The following is a 21,358-nucleotide window of genomic DNA, read 5'->3' on the forward strand; positions in this document are numbered from 1 at the left end:
CTATACCCCTCCTGCTGCCAGCGAGCTGTGCAACTCTGTGGCAAACCGTTTTTGATACAATCTGGTGTAAACGCCGCCTTGGTCAAGCAAATCGTAGTGTGTACCTCGCTCAACAATTTGTCCTTGCTCCAAAACAAGCACTTCATCCGCGTCTTTTATCGTAGACAGTCGATGAGCAATGACGAGGACGGTTCGATTTTTCATCACATTTTCCAGTGCATCCTGGACCAAAGCTTCCGATTCTGTATCTAAGGCAGACGTTGGTTCATCCAGTAGCAGAATCGGGGCGTCCTTCAAAATCGCTCGGGCAATCGCGATGCGCTGTTTCTGTCCTCCAGATAATCGGGAGCCGCGTTCCCCCACTTTTGTTTGATATCCTTGCGGCAGCTCCATGATGAAGTCATGCGCATTGGCCGCTTGTGCCGCTGCGATGATCTCGTCTTGTGTCGCTTGAATGCGTCCATACGAGATATTTTCCGCAATGGACACGGGGAATAGCGTCGTATCCTGAGAAACCATGGAAAGATAGCTCCGCATGTCCGTCATATTCCAGTCCGTCATGGAATGCCCGAAAACATTCAGTCTTCCGTTGCCCGGTTCGATTCGATAAAACCCGCACAGCAATTTCATGATGGTGCTCTTTCCACTCCCGCTGGCACCTACCAACGCAACGGTCTTGTTCGGATGTAACGTAAAGCTTACGTTGTCAAGAATCCTTGCCTGATCGTAGGCAAACGAAACATTCTCAAACTGTACAGGAATCGCCTCTGGATCAACAGGAATGGCAGGCTGATCATTTTGTTCGACTGGCTGTGAAAAAATTTCTTGCAGCCGCTTTGCTGCACCTGATGTCTCTTGTACTTGGGCAAACAACACGGGGGCGAGTGAAAGTGGTTCGATAATAAAGTGAAGCAAATAGCTGAAAATGACCAAGCTGCCCAGATCCAATTCTCCCGCCTGAATCAAGTACCCACCATAAGCGACAAAAAACAGGATTGGGGAAGAAAACAATAATATCCCTGGCGCTGTCATCCACGCGCGTTTCTTCTCTGCCTGAAACGCATTTTTCAAGACCTGCTTCATACCCGCATGGTATTTATGATACAGGACGCCTTCCAATTGGAAAGCCTTGACCATGTGAATCCCGGAAAGCGTATCCTGAGCGATGGCGTTCGTTTGACCCAGATGGTCCTGCATTTGCTCCGAATATTTTTGAAGCGGTCTGCTCATCCACCCTGTAATAGCGATGGCGACGGGAAGGATTGCGACGCTGAAGATGATTAACTTCCAATTGATCGTCAACAACAGTCCAAGAGCTCCGACAAAAACAACTGGCAGATAAAAAAGCTGAAAAAAATGCTTTTGCAAAAAGCTTTGCAAGATTTGGGCATCCGTTGTTAAGCGAGAAACGAGATCGCCGGAATGATATTTATCCATGGTAGACATGGGGACTTTTTCGAGATGGGAAGCCATGCTGTTTTTTAAATCTCTCATGGCTCTTGAACTGAATCTAGCTGCCGAATACGTGATGAAATATTTCGAGAGAAAACCGACGATGGTCAGACAAAAAATGATGAGGGCGATATTGACCAGCTTGTCGAAGTCGTTCGTATGCTCGACCATGGTTTTGATCAGGATTCCCATCCAAATGTCTGCCACAGCCACAAGAATCGAGGCAATGATACAGATCATGACCCAACCTCGATAAGGCTTTACATACGAGAGTACCCAGCCAAACACGGGCTCTTTCTTTCTGTGCTGAGCTTGCTTGGTAAAAATCATTTGCTGCTCCTCTCCAAGGATGTAGTGGATGAACTCCCCTTGGAAAACGTGTTCCCAAGGGGAATCATCACAAAGCCACTATCTTATTTCAGAATGAACAGCTCTTGCAGGATGTCTCGGAGGATGGAGGCATTCATCGACACGTAATTTCCTCCCAACATTCTGGAGTGGATTCCGTACCCTTCGTACGTCATCAGTCGTTTCGTAGCCTGTGTCCAAGCGGATTCATTCCATTTGACTGCAACCAGATCTTCCTCGCCCGATTCCAGCTCTGATTGAATGAGATGGATCGCTCCGTTCGTTGCACCCGTATTGATCAGTTGATTGTGGTACATCACGTAGCTGACTGTTTTTCGAATGAAGCTTTGCTTGACGAATTCATTGGCAGCGTACAAATTGAAGTCTTCTTGTGTCATGTTGAACATCTCGATGTTTTCTCCAATTTCGGCAAATAACTGGGCAATATCACTCTCTGTTTCCGCCAGAGTCCGCTCCATCACCTTGTCTTTCCAATACGAATCGAACAAGATGAGGTCAGTCACGACATAGCCTTGGTTCTCCAGTTCTTTTGCGACTTCAAAAGCCAGATTGCCTCCCGAAGAATATCCCATGAGCATATAGGGTCCTTTTGGATCAATCGCGACGATGGCTTCCATGTACTGCTCAAGTCGATTGTCTTCTTGGATGAAATCAAAGCTATACAGGGAGACGCCCTTGATTTCATCAGCAAGCTTCTGGTAATAGACACTTTGGGCTCCAATCGGTGTAAAGCAGAATACCTTTCTCGCCGTCTCTTCATTTAAGAGAATGGCTCCCCCGGAGTTGCCCTCGAAGTTCTTGTGCGTGATGAAATCCGCTACCTTCTCAATGGTTGGATGCTGGAAGATGAGGTTCAACGGCAGTTCAATCTGCATGTACTCATACACCTTTGCAACCAGCAGCGTTGCTTTCAATGAATGTCCGCCCAGTTCAAAGAAATGGTCCGTGATGCCGATCGGGTCTACCCCCAAAACTTCTTGCCAGATGGATGCCAATTGATGCTCGGTCGCAGTTCTTGGTGCCACGAACTCACGTGTGGTCGCATCCGATGGCCGTGGCTTCGGCAACGCTTTGCGATCCACTTTTCCATTGGCCGAGAGTGGAAGCTGATCCAACTGAACAAAATAGCTTGGAACCATGTAAGCAGGCAGTTCCTTCGCCAGATGCCTTCTCAGCTCGGAAACGGATATGTCTGCTGCTGTGACCAGATAGGCGCACAGATACTGTCCGGACGTTACGTCATCCTCTTGCACAACTACCACTGCTTGATCGATGCCATCGTAAGCGAGTATGGTGCTCTCGATTTCCCCGATCTCGATGCGGTACCCTCTCACCTTCACTTGTTCGTCAGCCCGACCGATGTAATCGATCGTGCCATCTGTCCGCCATTTCACCAAGTCACCCGTTTTATACATGCGCTCTCCTGGCACAAACGGATTCGGAACGAACTTTTCTTCTGTGAGCTCGGGTTTGTTCAAATAACCTCTTGCAAGTCCGGCTCCTCCGATGCATAGCTCTCCCACTACGCCGATCGGTTGCAAGTGATGTTGTGTATCGACGATGTAAACCTGTACATTGGCTAGCGGTCGTCCAATCGTGATGTCTTGCCCTACTTCGATCGTACGAGAAATGGTGGTGACGACACTGTTTTCGGTCGGACCGTATTCATTGTTGATCTCGATTGCTGGATGCTTTTCTTTCGTTTTTTGTACAAGCTGCGCAGGTAGTTTCTCGCCTCCCAATGTTACGCAACGCAGAGGAGAGAAATCTGCAGCAGTTGAGCAATCCAGAATCGCTTGGAATAAACTTGGCACACCGTAATAATGTGTGACTCCCGCCTGGGCAATCAGCTTCTTCAGCGCTACCGGATCTTTGGCTTCTTCCTCTCTCGGCAAGACGCAAGAAGCACCTCCGAGAAGCGGAGCGAACAAGCTGGCTACAAAACCATCGAAGGCAAAGGAGAATACCTGCAACGCCTTGTCTCCCGGTCCGAATCCATATTCATCTCTTCTCCACTGCAAGCAATTGACGATTCCCTGATGTGGAATCATGACGCCCTTCGGCTTTCCGGTCGTACCCGATGTATAGATCACATAGGCGAGATCGGTCGGTTGATTGAGTGGTGTGAGATTGGAACCATCCATCTGGGCATCATGCTCTGCGTTCAGATCAAGCCAATCAATCCCGCTCGACACGCAAGACAATAGCTCTGACAGATGAGCTTGGCAGAGAAGCAGCGCAGCGTCGCTGTCCGCAAGCAAGTACTGAATGCGTTCTTGCGGATACGCCGGATCGATTGGAACATAAGCACCGCCTGCCTTTAAAATACCAAGGATGCCAATGATCATCTCCGGTGAACGCTCCGCCATGACCGCTACGAGCCGATCAGTTCCGACTCCTTTGGTGCGCAGAACTCTTGCCAGTCTGTTGGCTCGCTCATTGAGCTCGCTGTACGTCAGTGACTGCCCGTTAAAGAGAATGGCTTCCTGATCCGGAGTCTTCGCAACTTGCTCTTCGAATAATTGATGCAACGTTTTGTCTTGTAAATATTTTACAGATATACCATTGAAATTCTCGAAAACCTGCTGCTTCTCCTCCTTCGAGAGCATGTCGATCTCACTCAAGCGGATATGCGGATTTTGCACAACCATTTGTGCAATGGTCAGGAAGTGGTTGCTTAACCGTTCAATCGTTTCTCTCGTAAACAAGCTTGTGCTGTACTCCACACCAATGCTAATCTCTTCATGCTCTTCTGTGGCAATCAACGTCAAATCGAATTTGGAATGGTTGCCAGTCTGATCCGTCATGAAAGGAGCAAGTGTCAAGCCTTGCAGGTCGATGGACACGCCTGTGTTGTTCTGCACAGTAAACATGGTGTCGAAGAGCGGGTTTCTGCTTAAGTCTCGCGGAATGTCGAGCTTTTCCACCAGCTCCTCAAATGGATAATCCTGATGGGCGTAAGCGTCCAGTGCATTCTGCTTGACTTCCAGCAACAACTCGGTAAATGTTTTCGCAGCATGCGGCTTGTTTCTCATCGCCAATGTGTTCACAAACATACCGACAATTGGTTCCAGATCAGCATGGGATCTGCCTGTAATCGGTGTGCCGACAATGATGTCCTCTTGCCCGGAATACTTGGAAAGCAGAACATTGTACGTCGCGAGGAGCACCATGTACAGTGTCGTTCCCGTTTCTCGGGCCAGCTGGTTCAAGCCATCCATGAGCTGTTTACCAGTTCCGATGGTATACTGATCCCCTGCGAAATTTTGGATGCTTGGTCGGGTGAAATCCGTTTGCAGGTTTAGTACTGGAATTTCGTCTGCAAACACTTGAGCCCAGTACTGTTCTTGCTTGTTGAAGGCTTCGGATCGGAAAAGCTCCTGTTGCCATACGGAGAAGTCCTTGTACTGGATTCGCAGCTCTGGCAAAACATCCCCTTGGTACAACTTCACTAATTCAGACAGGAGAATGCCGGAGGATACACCGTCGGAAATGCTATGATGCATGTCGGTAAAGAGCACATGACGATCTTCTCCGATATGCAGAAGACGGACGCGAAGCAACGGCGCTACCCCCAGATCGAATGGTTGAACGAGGGTTGAAAGAACCTCTTGAGCCTGGTCTTCAGTGATCGTTGTATACGAAAGTTCAAAAGAAACTTCCTCGTGAATCTTCTGAACAGGCTCTCCATTTACAACGGCAAAAGACGTACGAAGACTCTCATGTCGCTCAATCAGCTGCTTGAACGCTGTCTCTAATCGTTCCGGTTCCAGCTTCCCTTCGATCAGCATGGTCGAAGGCATATTGTAGCTGATGCCGACTCCCTCGAATTGATGGAGAATATACATGCGCTTCTGAGCCGATGAAACAGGATAATACTCTTGCGCAGGTGCTGGTTGAATCGAAATGACGTGCCCTCTTGCTGTCTCTTCGATGTGTGCAGCCAATTGCTGAATCGTCGGTTTTTCAAACAAAATACGAAGCGGAATATCGACTTGATATTCGTTATGCATGCTCGAAATCACACTCATTGCACGCAGGGAGTGACCGCCAATTGCAAAGAAATCATCCAGAATCCCTACTTGCTCCATATTCAGCACTTGCTCCCATACGTGGGCCAATTGTGTTTCCAATTCCGTACGCGGTGCTACGTACTCCGTTGTTCTAAGCATGGATACATCTGGCGCAGGCAAGGAACGTCTGTCGATCTTCCCATTTGCTGTAAGCGGCAGCGCTTCAAGAGTTACGAAATACGATGGAATCATCGCTTGAGGCAATTCTTTTAGCAATTCCTGACGTAATTGTGCTGTGTCGATCTCGTCGTCTGCCACCATGTACGCGCATAAATACTTTTCTTGTCTGTGATCCTCTCTTGCGATGACAACTGCTTCCAAAATTCCGTCCAGCTTGCGTAGCTGTGTCTCGATTTCGCCCAGCTCGATGCGGACACCCCTGATTTTCACTTGATGATCGTTACGCCCCAGGAATTCCACATTGCCATCCGCACGCCACTTCGCCAAATCACCCGTACGATACAACAGCTCACCTGGCGCGAATGGATTCGGTACGAACTTTTCCAGTGTCAACTCGGGTCTGTTCAAATATCCGCGAGCGACCCCTGCTCCACCGATGCACAACTCACCCACGACTCCAACAGGTTGAAGGTTCAATTGTTGATCCATCACATACATCTGCATGTTCGGCAGCGGTTTTCCGATCGGTACCGTTCCCGAGCGGATGGATGCGACATCCGTTTCTTCATAATAGCTGGAATCGATGCACGCCTCTGTTACCCCATAGCTGTTGATAATGCGCAGCGTATGGCTGAATCGGCTCAGCAAGGTCTTGAAGTCTTCTGCTGGGCAACTGTCTGCTCCGAGAATCAGGAGCTTCATCTGACTGATGTCGAGCTTGTTTTCGTAAATGTAATGCATCAACGGCATGATCAAAGCTGGTGTCGCTTCGAAAATCGTGATTTCATACCGCTTGATGATTTCGTACAAGGAAGCCGGGTCCATTTTGACCTCATTCGGGCAAATGATCAGCTGCCCTCCTGTCAGCAATGCTCTGGCAAAGTCGCCAGTCGATACGTCGAAGGCGAAGCTCGCCATTTGCAGCAAGCGAACCGGAAAGGTATCCAGGTGATACTCATCCTGCCAGGCAAACGCGACATTCGCATAGCTCCGGTGCTCGATCACGACCCCTTTTGGCTTGCCAGTCGTACCGGAAGTATAAATGATGTAAGCGGCGTGTTCCGGCAGTGCCACAGGCTCCAGATTGCTCGCTTCTCCCTGATACAGCCCCTCTGCATCCAGATAGAGAGTTTCGTGAGGGAATACAAGCTGTGTATTCATCTTTTGCAAGGTAAGCAGCAGCTTCGCATCGCTATCTTCCAAAATGAATGCTTGACGCTCCAACGGATAGTCTGGATCAATCGGGACGTAGGCGCCACCAGCTTTCAAAATACCGAGTGTCCCTACCACCATGTGCAAGGAGCGGTCTACCATGATGCCGACAGTGCTCTCTGGATTGACTCCCATTTGGCGCAAAACACGTGCGAGCTGATTCGCTTTTTCATTTAATTCCCGATACGTTAGCTGTTCATCCTCGAAGATTACGGCTACCTGATTCGGCGTTTTTTCGACCTGCTCTTCGAATAGCTCCTGGAACGTTTTATTCGTTGGATAAGCGGCTTTTGTTGCATTGAAATCATGCAGCATTTGCTCCCTCTCATCTTTTGACAAAACACTGATCTCTGCCAGCTTGCTATCTGGATTGGCTATGATCGTCTTTAAAAGATTGACGTAATGAGTTGCCATGCGATCGATCGATTCTTTTGCAAACAACTTCGTGCAATAGTTGAATTGCACGAGAAGCTCATCTTGTTGTTCCATCGCATCCAGAGCGAGATCGAATTTCGCAATCTTGCCATCTACCGGATAAGCGGACATGTTGAGACCTGCAATTTCTAATGCAGATGAGTCCGCTAGCCCCAGACTGAACATCGTATCGAACAGCGGATTTCGGCTTAAATCGCGCCGCACTTGCAGCTTATCTACGAGATGTTCAAACGGATAATCCTGATGTTCAAATGCTTGCAGCGCATTTTGTTTCACGTCACCCAAAAACTCGCGGAAGGTCAGATTGCCTCCTGCCACATTTTTCAAAGCAAGCGTGTTGACGAACATGCCGACGATTCGTTCCACATCTGCGTGGGATCGACCTGCAATCGGTGTGCCGACTACGATTTCTTCCTGTCCTGCGTATTTGGACAGCAGCACATTGTAGGCTGCCAAAAGCACCATGAACAGCGTTGAGCCTGTATTTGCAGCGAGTTGCCGCAACTCCGCAAGCAAGTGATTTCCTGTACCGATCGCTACGGTGTCGCCTTCGAAGCTTTGAACAGTAGGTCTTGGGAAATCATTTGGCAGGTTGAGTAACGGGATCTCTCCTGCAAAGACATTCGCCCAATAATCCTCCTGTTTTTGGAAACGCTCAGACTTGGACAGCTTTGTTTGCCAAGCAGCAAAATCTTTGTACTGGATGCGCATGTCAGGGAGCTGCTTTTCTTCGTACAAGCTCGCAAACTCCTTGGCGATGACTGCAAGCGATACACCATCGGAGATAATGTGGTGCATATCCATGAAGAACAAGTATCGTTCTGCTCCCAGCTTGATCAATTCAACCCGGAACAGCGGAGCCACCTCGAGATCAAACGGCTGGACCAACTCCTGAATGCGATGCTCTACCTGGTCTTCTGTCGCCTCAGAAATACCAATGAACAGCGCGACATCTTCATGGACTCTTTGCACGGGTTCCCCGTTTATCGAATGAAAGGATGTTCGCAAGGATTCATGTCGTTTTACCAGTGTTCGGATCGCATGTTCAAAGCGTTCGTAATCCAAATGGCCTTCTATTATCAGCACATTTGGCACGTTGTAGCTGATCCCGCTTCCCTCAAACTCATGCAGGATGTACATTCTTTTTTGTGCGAACGAGACTGGATAAAAGTCAGCTTGCTCTACTGGTTGAATGGTCTCGAACTTTTCAATCTCACTCGCAGTGATATAGGCAGCCAGCTCATGGACCGTAGGAGATTCAAACAGCGCTTTTAGCGGAAGCTCTACCTGAAATGCTTTATGCACCTGCGTGATTACATTCATGGCCTTCAGGGAATGGCCACCCAGTTCGAAGAAGTTGTCGTGAATGCCTATCGCATGAATACCCAATACCCCTTGCCAAATTTCAGCCAGCTTCTGCTCAGTCGTGTTTTGCGGGGCGACATATGTGGAGCTTTGTACCCGATCTCCAGATGGTTCAGGCAAAGCTCTACGATTGACCTTCCCGTTTGCAGTCAAAGGCAGTTTATCCATTTGGACATAGAAGGCTGGAACCATGTAGCTAGGCAATTCTTTGGAAATAGCCTCTCTCAGCTCTGCCACGTCGAGTTCCGTTTCTGGAACAAAATAAGCGCAGAGAGCTTTTTGGCCGTTCGTATCATCCATCACCGTAACGACAGCTTCTTTTACCTTTTCCTGATTGGTCAGAACGGTCTCGATTTCCCCAAGCTCGATCCGATAGCCTCTGATCTTTACCTGTTGGTCGATACGCCCCAAATACTCAATCGTTCCATCCGCCTTCCATCGCGCCAAATCCCCTGTGCGGTACATGTTTTCACCAGAAACAAATGGATTCGGAACAAACTTCTCGGCGGTCAATTCCGGCTTGTTCAAATAGCCTCTGGCTACTCCATCTCCACCTACGCACAGTTCACCCGGCACCCCGATAGGCTGCGGCTGATTGTTGCCATCCACGATATAAGCGGTGGAGTTCGTGATCGGCTTTCCAATCGGAATATTGTCCTCGAATTCCTTCTCAATCAGATAGCACGTAGAAAAAGTCGTGTTCTCTGTCGGGCCGTATCCGTTCCAAATTTCCAAAGCGGGATGATCGCTGTTAACTTTGTTGATGTGTCTCGGAGACAGTGCTTCGCCACCGACAATTAACGCCCGCAAGCCTTCAAACATCGCCGGGTTGTCTTGCGAAAGCTGGTTAAACAGTGGTGAAGTTAACCACATCGTTGTAATCCGATTTTCCCGCAGGAAGCTGCCCAGCTTCTCCGCATCCAACAGAACATCCTTGCTCACCAGGAACAAACTGGCACCATGCAACAGAGCTCCGAAAACTTCAAATGTCATGGCATCGAAGCCAATAGCACCGGTTTGAATCATGCGATCTTCTTCGTGTACCTGAACGTAATTCGTATTTTTCACCAATCGGGTGACATTGCGATGCTCGACCATGACTCCTTTTGGTTTGCCTGTTGAACCCGACGTGTACATTACATAGGCCAAGTCCTTGGCGTCATTGAGGTTGGTCAAATTGCTGGCATCTTCTTTCTCTAGGCTCTCGTCTTCCAAAACGATTGGAATGAGACCTTCGTCAACAAGATGCAGCAAATGTCTTTGGACAAGAACAACCTTCACGCCGCCATCTTCAAGCATGTAAGAGATGCGATCAGCTGGATGCTCAGGATCAATCCCCAGATAGGCGCCTCCCGCTTTGATGATCCCCATAATGCCTGTGATCATCTCGAGTGAACGATCTGCCAACAAACCTACAACGCTGTCTCTTCCTATTTCCAATCGGCGAAGTGCACTTGCGACCTGATTCGCCTTTTGGTTCAGCTCCCGATACGTTAGCATCTGCGCGTTCATCACAACTGCAGTATGCTCGGGCGTTCTTTCCACTTGCTCCTCGAACAGCTCCTGAATCGTGCTTTCGCGTGGATACGTGGCAAACGTGTTGTTGAATGCAACAGTTACAAGGTGTTTTTCTTCCTCACCGAGCAAGTTGATTTCACGCAACGCCACTGTTTGGTCTGCAATGACTCCTCGCAGCACCTGGAGGAAATGACCTGCCATTCTTTCCATCGTGTCTCTTTGGAACAATTTCGAGGAGTACACGAGACCAAAATGAATTCCTGTCTCATCCTCATGCGCTTCCAGTGTGAGATCGAATTTGGCGCTGCCCTGCTGCCCATCTCCGGAGTAAGCTTCAAATTTCAGCCCATCCAGCTCATAAGCTTTTTTGTCCAGGTTTTGCAAAATAAACATGGTGTCAAACAGCGGGTTTCTGCTGAGATCCCTCTGGATTTCCAGTTTTTCGACCAGCGCTTCAAACGGATAATCCTGGTGGGCGTATGCTTGCAGCGTATTCTGTTTGACATCTTCCAAAAATGCCTGGAACGATTTCGTTCCGTCCGGGTAGTTTCGCAAAGCCAGTGTATTGACAAACATCCCCAAGACTTTTTCTACATCCGCATGAGATCTGCCAGCAATCGGCGTTCCCACTACGATGTCTTCTTGGCCACTGTATTTGGAAAGGAGCACATTGTAAGCCGCCAGCAAGACCATAAACAGCGTGGTGTGGTTCTCATGGGCGAGCTTGTATAAATCGTCCATCAACGTTTTGTCTGTCTGGAACGTAATGCAATCTCCCTCAAAGCTTTGAACCAGCGGGCGAGAATAATCGGCGGGCAGATTCAGTACCGGAATGTCACCCGCGAAGGACTTCAACCAGTAGTTCTCGTGCTTTGTATAGATGTCTGTTTGGAACAGATCCGTCTGCCAGACAGCAAAATCTTTGTATTGAACAGCCAGCTCTGGCAAAGATTCGTTTCGATACAGCTGCGAGAATTCATCCATGATGATTCCGACAGAGACGCCATCCGAAATGATGTGATGCATATCCATCAGGAAGAGATGTCGCTTCTCTCCCAATCTGAAGAGTCCGACCCTCAACAACGGAGCCTTCTCCAGATCAAATGCTTGCACAAATGATTCGATGGTTTGCTCGACTTGGTCTTCCGTCAAATCCTCATAGCGCACATCCAGTTCGACTGTCTCATGTACACGTTGAACAGGCTCGCCATTCACTGTGTGGAAGGATGTCCGCAACGATTCGTGTCGCTTGACAAGCCCTTGCATCGCGGTTTCAAATCGTGCATGATCCAGATCGCCTTCAATATACATCACGCTTGTCATGTTATAGACTGTGCCAGTGCCTTCAAACTGTCGCAGGACAAACATCCTCTTTTGTGCAGAGGAAACGGGATAATACGCTTGCCGCGGTACAGGCTGAATCGGTACATGTGTGTCTTTTCCACTTGTTTCAATATACTGTGCCACTGCCTGGATGGTAGGTGTCGCAAAGAGTACTCTGAGTGGAAGCTCGACTTGATACTCCCGATGAATCTGTGCGGCAAGCGACATGGCTTTCAAGGAATGCCCGCCTAGCTGGAAGAAGTTGTCGAGAACACCAATGTCGTTTACCCCAAGCACACGTTCCCAAATCTCTGCCAGCCTGCTTTCCACAGGACTTGCTGGCGCCACATATTCTGCTCCCGTTACAGGTCTGCCTTCTGGTTTCGGCAAGGCTTTCCTGTCGATCTTTCCATTAGGCGTAAGCGGGAGATGATCGAGCTGGACCAAGTAAGCAGGAATCATGTAAGACGGCAAGGATTGCGACAGATACGCCCACAGATTCGAGACTTCAAGCTTTTCTTCCGCCGTGTAATAAGCAGCAAGCGACGATTGGCCCTGTTGGTCTTCATGGACAATCACGACAGCCGAAGTCACCTTTTCAACGGAGAGCATAACCGACTCAATCTCGCCGATTTCAATCCGATATCCCCTTACTTTTACCTGTTCATCCAAGCGACCGACAAATTCAATCGTTCCGCCAGGGAGCCACTTTCCTAGATCACCCGTTTTGTACATGCGCTCGCCTTCCAAATACGGATGAGAAACAAACTTCTCTGCTGTGAGTTCCGGCTTGTTCCAATATCCACGTGCCAAACCGTGACCACCGATGCAAATTTCCCCGACGACGCCGATTGGCTGTAGCTGATGGAATTTGTCCACGATATAGATGCTGGTATTGGCAATGGGACGTCCGATCGTTATCACAGAATCCAGTTGCGAAATTCGCTGCCAGGTGGCGACGACACTGCTTTCTGTCGGACCGTATTCATTGACGATAACCAGTTGCGGATTGTGCTGATTGCTCTTCTCAACGAGCTGCGCAGATACTTTTTCGCCCCCTAGTGTGACGGTTTGCAGGGAGCTGATATCCGCAGCAGAACCGCATTCCAATATCGCTTGGAACAAACTTGGCACGCATGTCATTTGAGTGCATCTCGCAGCTGCTATAAGTTTTCTGAGAGATACAGGGTCTTTGGCTTCTTCATCCTCCGCCAAAACGACGGTTGAACCTGAAAGGATCGGCGTAAAGAAGGAAAGAACAAAGCCATCAAACGCAAAGGATAGGGGTACCAGACTTCTATCATGGACGCTAAACTGATACTCCTCTTTCTTCCACAACACGCTGTTGACAATGCCACGATGCTCGATCATTACTCCTTTTGGCTTGCCTGTTGTCCCCGATGTATAGATGACATAAGCCAAATCGGAAGCGGTTTGAATCGGCTCGAGATTCGAACGGTTGGAAGAATAGTTCTTCTCCTCCTCCAGATACAGGCATTCCACGCTCACACTAGAAGCCAGCTTAGCGCCAAGATGTTTTTGGGTAAGCACCAGACGGGCTTCGCAATCAACCAGCATGTAGGCCACACGATCTTCCGGATATTCGGGATCGATAGGCACGTAGGCTCCACCTGCTTTCAAAATGGCCATGATTCCCACAACCATTTCCACAGAACGGTTTGCCATGATTCCTACGAATTGGTTAGCCTTTACTCCTCGTTCACGCAAGGTAGCGGCAAGCTGGTTTGCTCGCTCATTCAGTTCGTGATAGGACATCTGCTTGTCGCCGATTTCAACCGCAGCAGCCTGTGGTGTTTTTTCCACTTGCTCCTCAAACAGCTCATGTAATGTCTTGTTCTGCGGATATTCCGTATGCGTTTGGTTGAATTCTACTATCAAGCGATGCTTTTCTTCATCGGAAAGCATCGTAATTTCGGACAAGGTAATGGCTTGTTGCTCAATAACGGCATGAAGGATATGGATGAAATGTGCCGCTATTTTTTCAATCGTCTCTCTTGTAAACAATTTGGTGCAGTAATCAAGGCTAAAGATAATCTCCTCATCTTCTTCGTACGCCTCTAATGCCAGATCAAACTTGGCCTGATTCACGTCTGCCATATAGGGTGTAAACGTCAGTTGCTCCATTTCGAACGGCTTCTGATCCATATTTTGCAAGATAAATACGGTGTCAAACAAAGGATTGCGGCTCAGATCCCGTTGAATGTTCAGCTTATCGATCAGCTCATCCAGTGGATAATCCTGATTTTCAAAGGCTTTCAGCGTATTGTTTTTCACTTCTGCCAAAAAGTTGAGGAAGGTCTTATCCCCCACAGGCTCATTTCGCAATGCCAGTGTATTGACAAACATACCGATGATCGAATCCGTTTCTGCATGGGACCTGCCAGCAGTAGGCGCACCAACAATAATGTCCTCTTGTCCAGAGTATTTGGAGAGAAGTACATTGTAGGCAGCCAGCAGAACCATGTAGAGCGTAGCTCCTGTACCATGAGCAAGTCGATTCAATTCTTTTTTCAAAAGGGCCCCGGAGCTGAAAACAAATCGCTCACCCTCGAAGCTTTTCACAGAAGGTCTCGGATGATCCGTTGCTAGATTCAGTACAGGAATTTCTCCCGTAAAGGTATCGATCCAAGAGGCTTCCTGAGCAGCGAACTCTTCCGTCTCGAACCACTGATTCTGCCAATGGGCAAAGTCCTTGTACTGAATGCTCAGTTCAGGCAGCTCTTCCCCGTGGTAAAGCTGAGCAAGCTCTTGAACAAGAATGCCAATCGATACACCATCCACGACAATATGGTGGAAATCCAGCATGAAAAGATGGCGTTCCGGAGCCACTTTGACCAGTCCAGCGCGCATCAGTGGAGCTTTTTCCAAATCGAACGGTTGAATAAATTGCTCGACGATTTGTTTTAGCTCTCCCTCTGTTGACTCCATAAACGAGATTTCCAGCTCGACATTTTCATGTACACGCTGAACAGTCTCTCCTTTCATGGAGTGGAACGAGGTACGCAGAGATTCATGGCGTTTCACCAGACTCTTGAGCGCTTGCTGCAAACGCTCTGTATCCAGCTTGCCATCGATGTACAGAATGCCCGGCATGTTGTAGCTGATGCCTGCACCTTCCATTTGTCGGAGAAGAAACATTCTCTTTTGTGCAGAAGAGACCGAGTAATACTCCTGCTTTTGGACAGGTTCAATCGTCGTATACTTGCCTTTGCCAGCAGTAGCGATATATGCTGACAAGTCAGCAATCGTAGGCAATTCAAACAGTGTTTTCAACGGCACATCTACATGAAGGGTCCGATGGATCAAAGAGATAACGTTCATCGCCTTCAAAGAGTGTCCGCCCAACTCGAAGAAATGATCGTGTACCCCGATTGGGTTCACCCCAAGTACACTTTGCCAAATGTCTGCGAGCATGGCTTCCACTTCATTGCGCGGCGCTACATACACGGTTTCAGATGAGGATGCTCCCTCAGGCTGAGGCAATGCTTTGCGATCTACCTTGCCATTTGCCGTGAGCGGCAGCTGCTCCAAATAAACAAAATAAGAAGGAACCATATAAGATGGCAAATGGGAAGCCATGTAAGCTCTCAGGTCGGCCGTGTTGATTTCCTGTTCGGAAACGATATAGGCGTACAAGTTGTTTTGCCCTTTTTCATCTGGACGGGCAAGGACAATGGCCGTTTTTATCCATTCATGCTGCAAAAGTTTTGCTTCGATCTCACCCAGTTCGATCCGGTGGCCTCTGATTTTGACCTGATGGTCGATGCGTCCGAGATATTCCACGTTGCCGCAGGCTAGATACCTTACCATGTCTCCAGTACGGTACATCCTGCTACCCGGTTCAAACGGATTGTCAATGAAGCTGGCAGTTGTCAGTTCTTCACGATTCCAGTAGCCGCGGGCCAAACCATCGCCAGCAATGCACAGTTCTCCTGCAACTCCTACAGGCTGGAGCTGGTTGCTCGCATTTACGACGTACAAACGGACGTTATCAATCGGTTTGCCAATGGGAATCACGCCATACTCCGGCAAACGAGGGCAAATCCAGTATGTCGCATCAATCGTGGATTCTGTAGGGCCATAGAGGTTAATCAACTGCGCCGTTTGCGTCTGGTAAAAGCGCGAAACAAGTGCAGGTGCCAATGCTTCTCCACCGCAGAAAACGCGTTGCAAGCTCGTGCAAGAGCTCCATCCCGGTTCTGTCATGATCAGGTCCAGCAAGGAAGGAACCATCTGTAAAGTCGTGATCTTCTCTTCTCTGATCATGCGAGTCATGTACTCGATGTCGCGATGTCCGTCTGGCTTTGCCAGTACCAGGCGTCCCCCCGTGATCAGCGGCAAATAAAATTCCCATACGGAAGCATCGAAAGAAAACGGCGTTTTTTGCAAGACAGCATCCTCTGTAGTCAGTGGGAAGGCATTCTTCATCCAGAGCATGTGATTGCAGATCGCTTGATGCGCGATCATAACCCCTTTGGGATTTCCGGTCGAACCAGATGTATAGATGACATAGGCCAAGTCATCCCTGCGAGAGACATTGTCAAGATTGGTGTCGTCACCTGCATAAATCGCTTCATCATCTACGTCAATGATTTCTCCTGCATACTCTACTGTCTCTTTCAAATGACGCTGTGTCAGTAGAATCGGAGCTTTGCTGTCGCTGAGCATGTATTGGATTCTTTCTGGCGGGTAGGTAGGATCAATTGGCGTATACGCACCACCTGCTTTTAACACGGCCAACATGCTCACGACCATCCCGATGGAACGGTCTACCATAATTCCGATCAACGTATCTGGTTGCGTTCCTTTGCTCCGCAGCAAACGAGCTGCTTGATTCGCACGGGCGTTCAACTGGCGATAGGTCAAGGTGTATCCGTCATAGGCTACAGCTACTTGATCTGGCGTAAGCGCTACTTGCTCTTCAAACAATTGATGCAAAACCTGATCAGCGGAACGTTCGACAAAAGTATTGTTGACATTCAGGATGAGAGTACGTTTTTCTGCTTCTGTCATCATGTCGATTTCTGCTAACTTGGCATTCGGCTGTGCCGGAATGGTACGCAGGATTTCCAGATAATGATGGGCCATTCTTTGGATGGTTTCTTTCCTGAATAGCTTCGTTCCAAATACGAATTGGAATTGAATGTCGGATTGCGATTCACTCGCATTCAAAGCAAGATCGAACTTTGAAATTTTGTTATACAACTCATACGGAGCTGCTGTAAGCTGCTCGATTTCCAGCGACTGCTGATTGGCATTTTCCAAAGAAAACATGGTGTCAAACAAAGGATTTCGGCTAATGTCACGTTGAATCGCCAGCTTTTCAACCAGCTCTTCAAATGGATAATCCTGATTGTCATAGGCCGCCAGCGCATTTTGTTTCACTTCTTGCAAGAATTGGGTAAAGGTTTTGTCGCTCGCAGGCTGATTTCTCATCGCCAACGTATTCACAAAGATCCCCATGATGTTTTCCACGTCGGCATGGGAACGACCAGCGACAGGCGTACCCACGATGATATCCTCTTGGCCGGAATACTTGGACAGGAATACATGGTAGGCCGCGAGCAAGACCATATACAGGGTTGTTCCCGTATCAGCTGCTACCTTGCGCAAACGTTCGGTCAATTCTTTTCCTGTGTCAAAAAGAACAAGATCCCCTTCAAAGCTTTGAATGGTTGGACGCGGATAATCAGTCGGCAGATTGAGCAAAGGAATTTCATCCGCAAACGTATTCAACCAATGTAGCTCCTGCTTCTTGTACACGTCCGTCTGGAACAGCTCATTTTGCCACGCAGCGAAATCCTTGTACTGGAGAGGTAGAGGCTGCAAGGCTTCCCCTTGATACAACTTGGCAAATTCACTCAGCAAAATTTGGGACGAAACACCGTCCGAGATGATATGGTGCATGTCGAGCAGGAACAAATGACGGTCTTTGCCCAACTGGACCAAGCCTGTTCGAATCAACGGAGCGATTCCGAGGTCAAAAGGACGGACAAAATCACGCATGATCTGCTCCGCTTTGTCTTCCGTAGACTCCAGCATCAGGATGGGTACTTCTACCTCATCATGCACTTTCTGTACAGGCTCACCATCGATCCTGTGGAAGGAGGTGCGCAAGGCTTCGTGGCGTTCCGCCAGTCGTTGGACCGTGCTCGCAAAACGATTGTAATCCAGCTTTCCTTCCAGCAGCATTGCACCCGAAATGTTATAGCTGATTCCGCTTCCTTCAAATTGCTGAAGAATATACATTCTTTTTTGAGCAGAAGATACGGGATAAAATTCTTTTACCTCAACCGGTTGAATGGCTGTGTACTTGCTTTTCCCTGATCTCGAGATAAAAGCAGCGAGCTGGGATACGGTCGGATTCTCGAACAGTGCCTTTACTGGCAAATCCACTTCCAACACTTTAGAAACTTGAAAGATGACTGTCATAGCCTTCAGTGAATGTCCGCCCAAATCAAAGAAATGATCGTGAACGCCTACACGGCTAACCCCCAGGACTTGCTGCCAAATCTCAGCCAATTTTGTTTCCGTTTCATTCTGAGGAGCGGCGTACGCTGTTCCCGTTACAACTGCACCGTCAGGCTTCGGCAATTTCTTCCGCTCTACTTTTCCATTGGCTGTCAGCGGAATTTTCTCCAAACGGACAAAGAAGGACGGGATCATGTAGGAAGGAAGTGTACTTCCCAGATGCTCTCGTAGTTCCGATACGGTCAACTCCTGCTCGGAAACAATGTAGGCATAGAGCACATTTTGACCACTGTCATCCTTTTCAGCGATGACGACGGCTTCCTTGATCCATTCATGCTGCGTCAAACGCGTCTCAATTTCGCCCATCTCAATCCGATGCCCGCGAATTTTGACTTGATGGTCGATTCTTCCCAAGTATTCCATATTGCCGTCGGGCAGCCATTTCGCCAGATCGCCTGTTCGATACATTTTGGTCCCCGGGCGGAACGGATTATCGATGAACTTTTCCTGGGTCAGCTCTGGTCTATTGAAATATCCTTTGGCTACGCCATCTCCAGATATAAACATTTCACCAATGGAGCCAACGGGTATCGGCTGCATGGAGGAATCGAGCAAATAAAGCTGGACGTTGTCTGCAGGGACTCCGATTGGAACCGATTCTTGGATGGTTTTTTTAGGGTCATACAAATAAATCATGCAGCCCACAACCGTTTCGGTAGGTCCATACTCATTGAAAATCTTGACATTCTGTCCAAAGTTCTCATAGATTCTTTTCGCCAATTGGGTTGGCAAGTTCTCACCACCGACAATAAACCGTCGGATGCTGCTGTTTGTTCCATCTATTTCTTCAATCAGCTTCAAATGTGTTGGCGTCAGCTTGATGATGCCCACTTGATTATCTTGGATGATGTCTAAAATGACCTGTACCTTATCTTTTCCTCTATAGACATAGATCGTATTGCCTGACAGAAGCGGCGTGAAGATCGAGGTGACAGTCAAATCAAACGAAATGGAAGAGTATAGCGGAAAGTCTACAGCTTCCCCTTGGACATACTCCTTGTTGGCCCACCAAATGTAATTGACTAGACCTCGGTGGGTAATCATCGCGCCTTTTGGATTCCCCGTGGACCCGGAAGTATAGATCATGTACGCCAAATCGTCCGGTGTGCATGCAGTGTCTAGATCCGTACTGTCGCCTTCAAACAAGGAAGGATTGTCTAGGTAGAGGATGTCGCCTTCAAACTCGACTTTTTCCTGAAGATGGGACTGTGTCAAGAGAATCGTCGTCTGACTGTCATCCAGTAAATACTGAATTCTCTCTATCGGATACTCGGGATCAATCGGCAAATAGGCGCCGCCTGATTTTAGAACTGCCATCATAGCCACGATCAGCTCGAGTGAATGCTCCGCCATAATGGAGACGATACTGCCTTGGGTAATTCCTTTCCCACGCAGAGCTCTGGCCAACTGGTTGGAACGCTCCTGAAGCTCCTGGTAAGTAAGGCGATCTTCCCCGCAAACAACCGCAACTTTCGAAGGCGTCTGTCTTGCTTGCTCCGCGATCAGCTCAAAAATCATTTTGTCCCGCGGATATTCAGCTGCTGTGTCGTTATAAGCTACCAGCAATTGCTGTTTTTCCTCATCCGTGATGATCCCGATATCTTGAAGCAGCACATCAGGGTTGCGAATGACTTGCTCGATGACGGTTTTCAAATGGCCTTCCACTCTGTCTACGAATGCCTGCTCATAAACCGCTGCATTATAGCTCAACTTCACATACATTTCGTTCCAAGGTGCGACAGCTACTACTACGTTAAAATCATAGGAGGTCTGCTCTTCTCCGTTTTCAACGGTGAACTGAAAACCTAGTGAATCCTCCATGTGCTTTAAGGAATTATCCGGGTAGTTTTCAAACGTCACCAAATGATCAATCAATTCCTGCTTCAGTTGTGTTTTACTCTGAATCTCATAAAGAGGGGCGAAATCATAGGCGGCAGACGACAAGGCCTGCTTCTGAACAGTCTTAAGCAGCTCGCTGAACGATTGCTGTCTGTTCGTTTGGATTCGGGTTGGAATCGTATTAATGAACAAGCCAACCATACTCTCAATGCCTTGGATCTGGGGAGGACGACCGGATACAACAGAACCGAATACAATATCGTCCGAATTTTTGTACTTGCTCGCCAAAATGCCCCAGAGGGATTGAACCACACTGCTCATAGTGGCCTGATTCTGATTGGCAATTTGCATCAATTGCTGCGTCTTCTCAGGGGATATGGTGAAATGAGAATCGATATGCAGATAAGTACCATCCTCCGCCACATGCTTCTTCTTGGGGAAATCAGCCTGATGGTCAAAGCCTTCCAGGTAATTTTGCCAGTAAGCGAGCGCCTCCTCTTTGTTTTGCTTATCCAGCCATTTGATGTATTCGCTATATGGTTTGGTTGCTTCCCGTGGAATAGGCTCACCTTTGTAAAGGGCCGCGTAATACGAGAGCAGTTTATTGAGCAATACCCCCAATGTCCAACCGTCTACGATGATATGATGGAACGCCCAAACGAATTGAAACTTGTTCTCCTCTGTTTGGAAAATCGCTGCTTTCATCAAGCTATCTTTTGTCAGGTCAAACGTATGATGCTGACGCGTATACGCTTTTATGTAATCGTTCAGATCATTTACAGGCAAATGAGCAATGTTTTCGAAATGCACAACTGCTTTTTTCTCTTTAAAAACAACCTGTCTGGGTCGCTGCAGGTTTTGATACACAAACACCGTTCGCAATACCTCGTAGTTTTCTACAAGCTTGTTTATGCTCTCTTCAAACGTAGGCAGATGAAAATTGCCTTGGATCGTTGCGGACATCTGGAGGCAGTAGGCACTGCTCTCTGAATCTTTGACAGCATGAAACAGCATACCCTCTTGCAATGGAGTTAACGGATAAATTTTTGCGATATTTTCCTGCTTTTTCATTACGCACCTCAACTCTGTTATTGATAGAT

The 21,358-nt window shown here is 48.2% G+C and carries 2 protein-coding genes; both read right to left on the reverse strand.

Going from position 1 to position 21,358, the window contains the following annotated elements; all coding sequences use genetic code 11:
* Entirely contained in the window at window positions 1–1,782 is a 1,782-nt protein-coding gene (locus EL268_RS15370) for an ABC transporter ATP-binding protein (RefSeq protein ID WP_106655229.1), read from the reverse strand.
* A gap of 83 nt (window positions 1,783–1,865) precedes the next feature.
* Complete coding sequence (gene tycC / locus EL268_RS15375) at window positions 1,866–21,350, reverse strand: tyrocidine non-ribosomal peptide synthetase TycC (RefSeq protein ID WP_269149412.1); 19,485 nt, start codon at window positions 21,348–21,350, stop codon at window positions 1,866–1,868.
* Window positions 21,351–21,358 lie beyond the last annotated feature (8 nt).

The sequence above is a fragment of the Brevibacillus brevis genome (assembly GCF_900637055.1).
GTDB lineage: Bacteria > Bacillota > Bacilli > Brevibacillales > Brevibacillaceae > Brevibacillus > Brevibacillus brevis.

Bases quoted from the DNA above. Each gene is read 5' to 3' on its own strand.
- EL268_RS15370 (WP_106655229.1), bottom strand. From the start codon at position 1,782: ATGATTTTTACCAAGCAAGCTCAGCACAGAAAGAAAGAGCCCGTGTTT.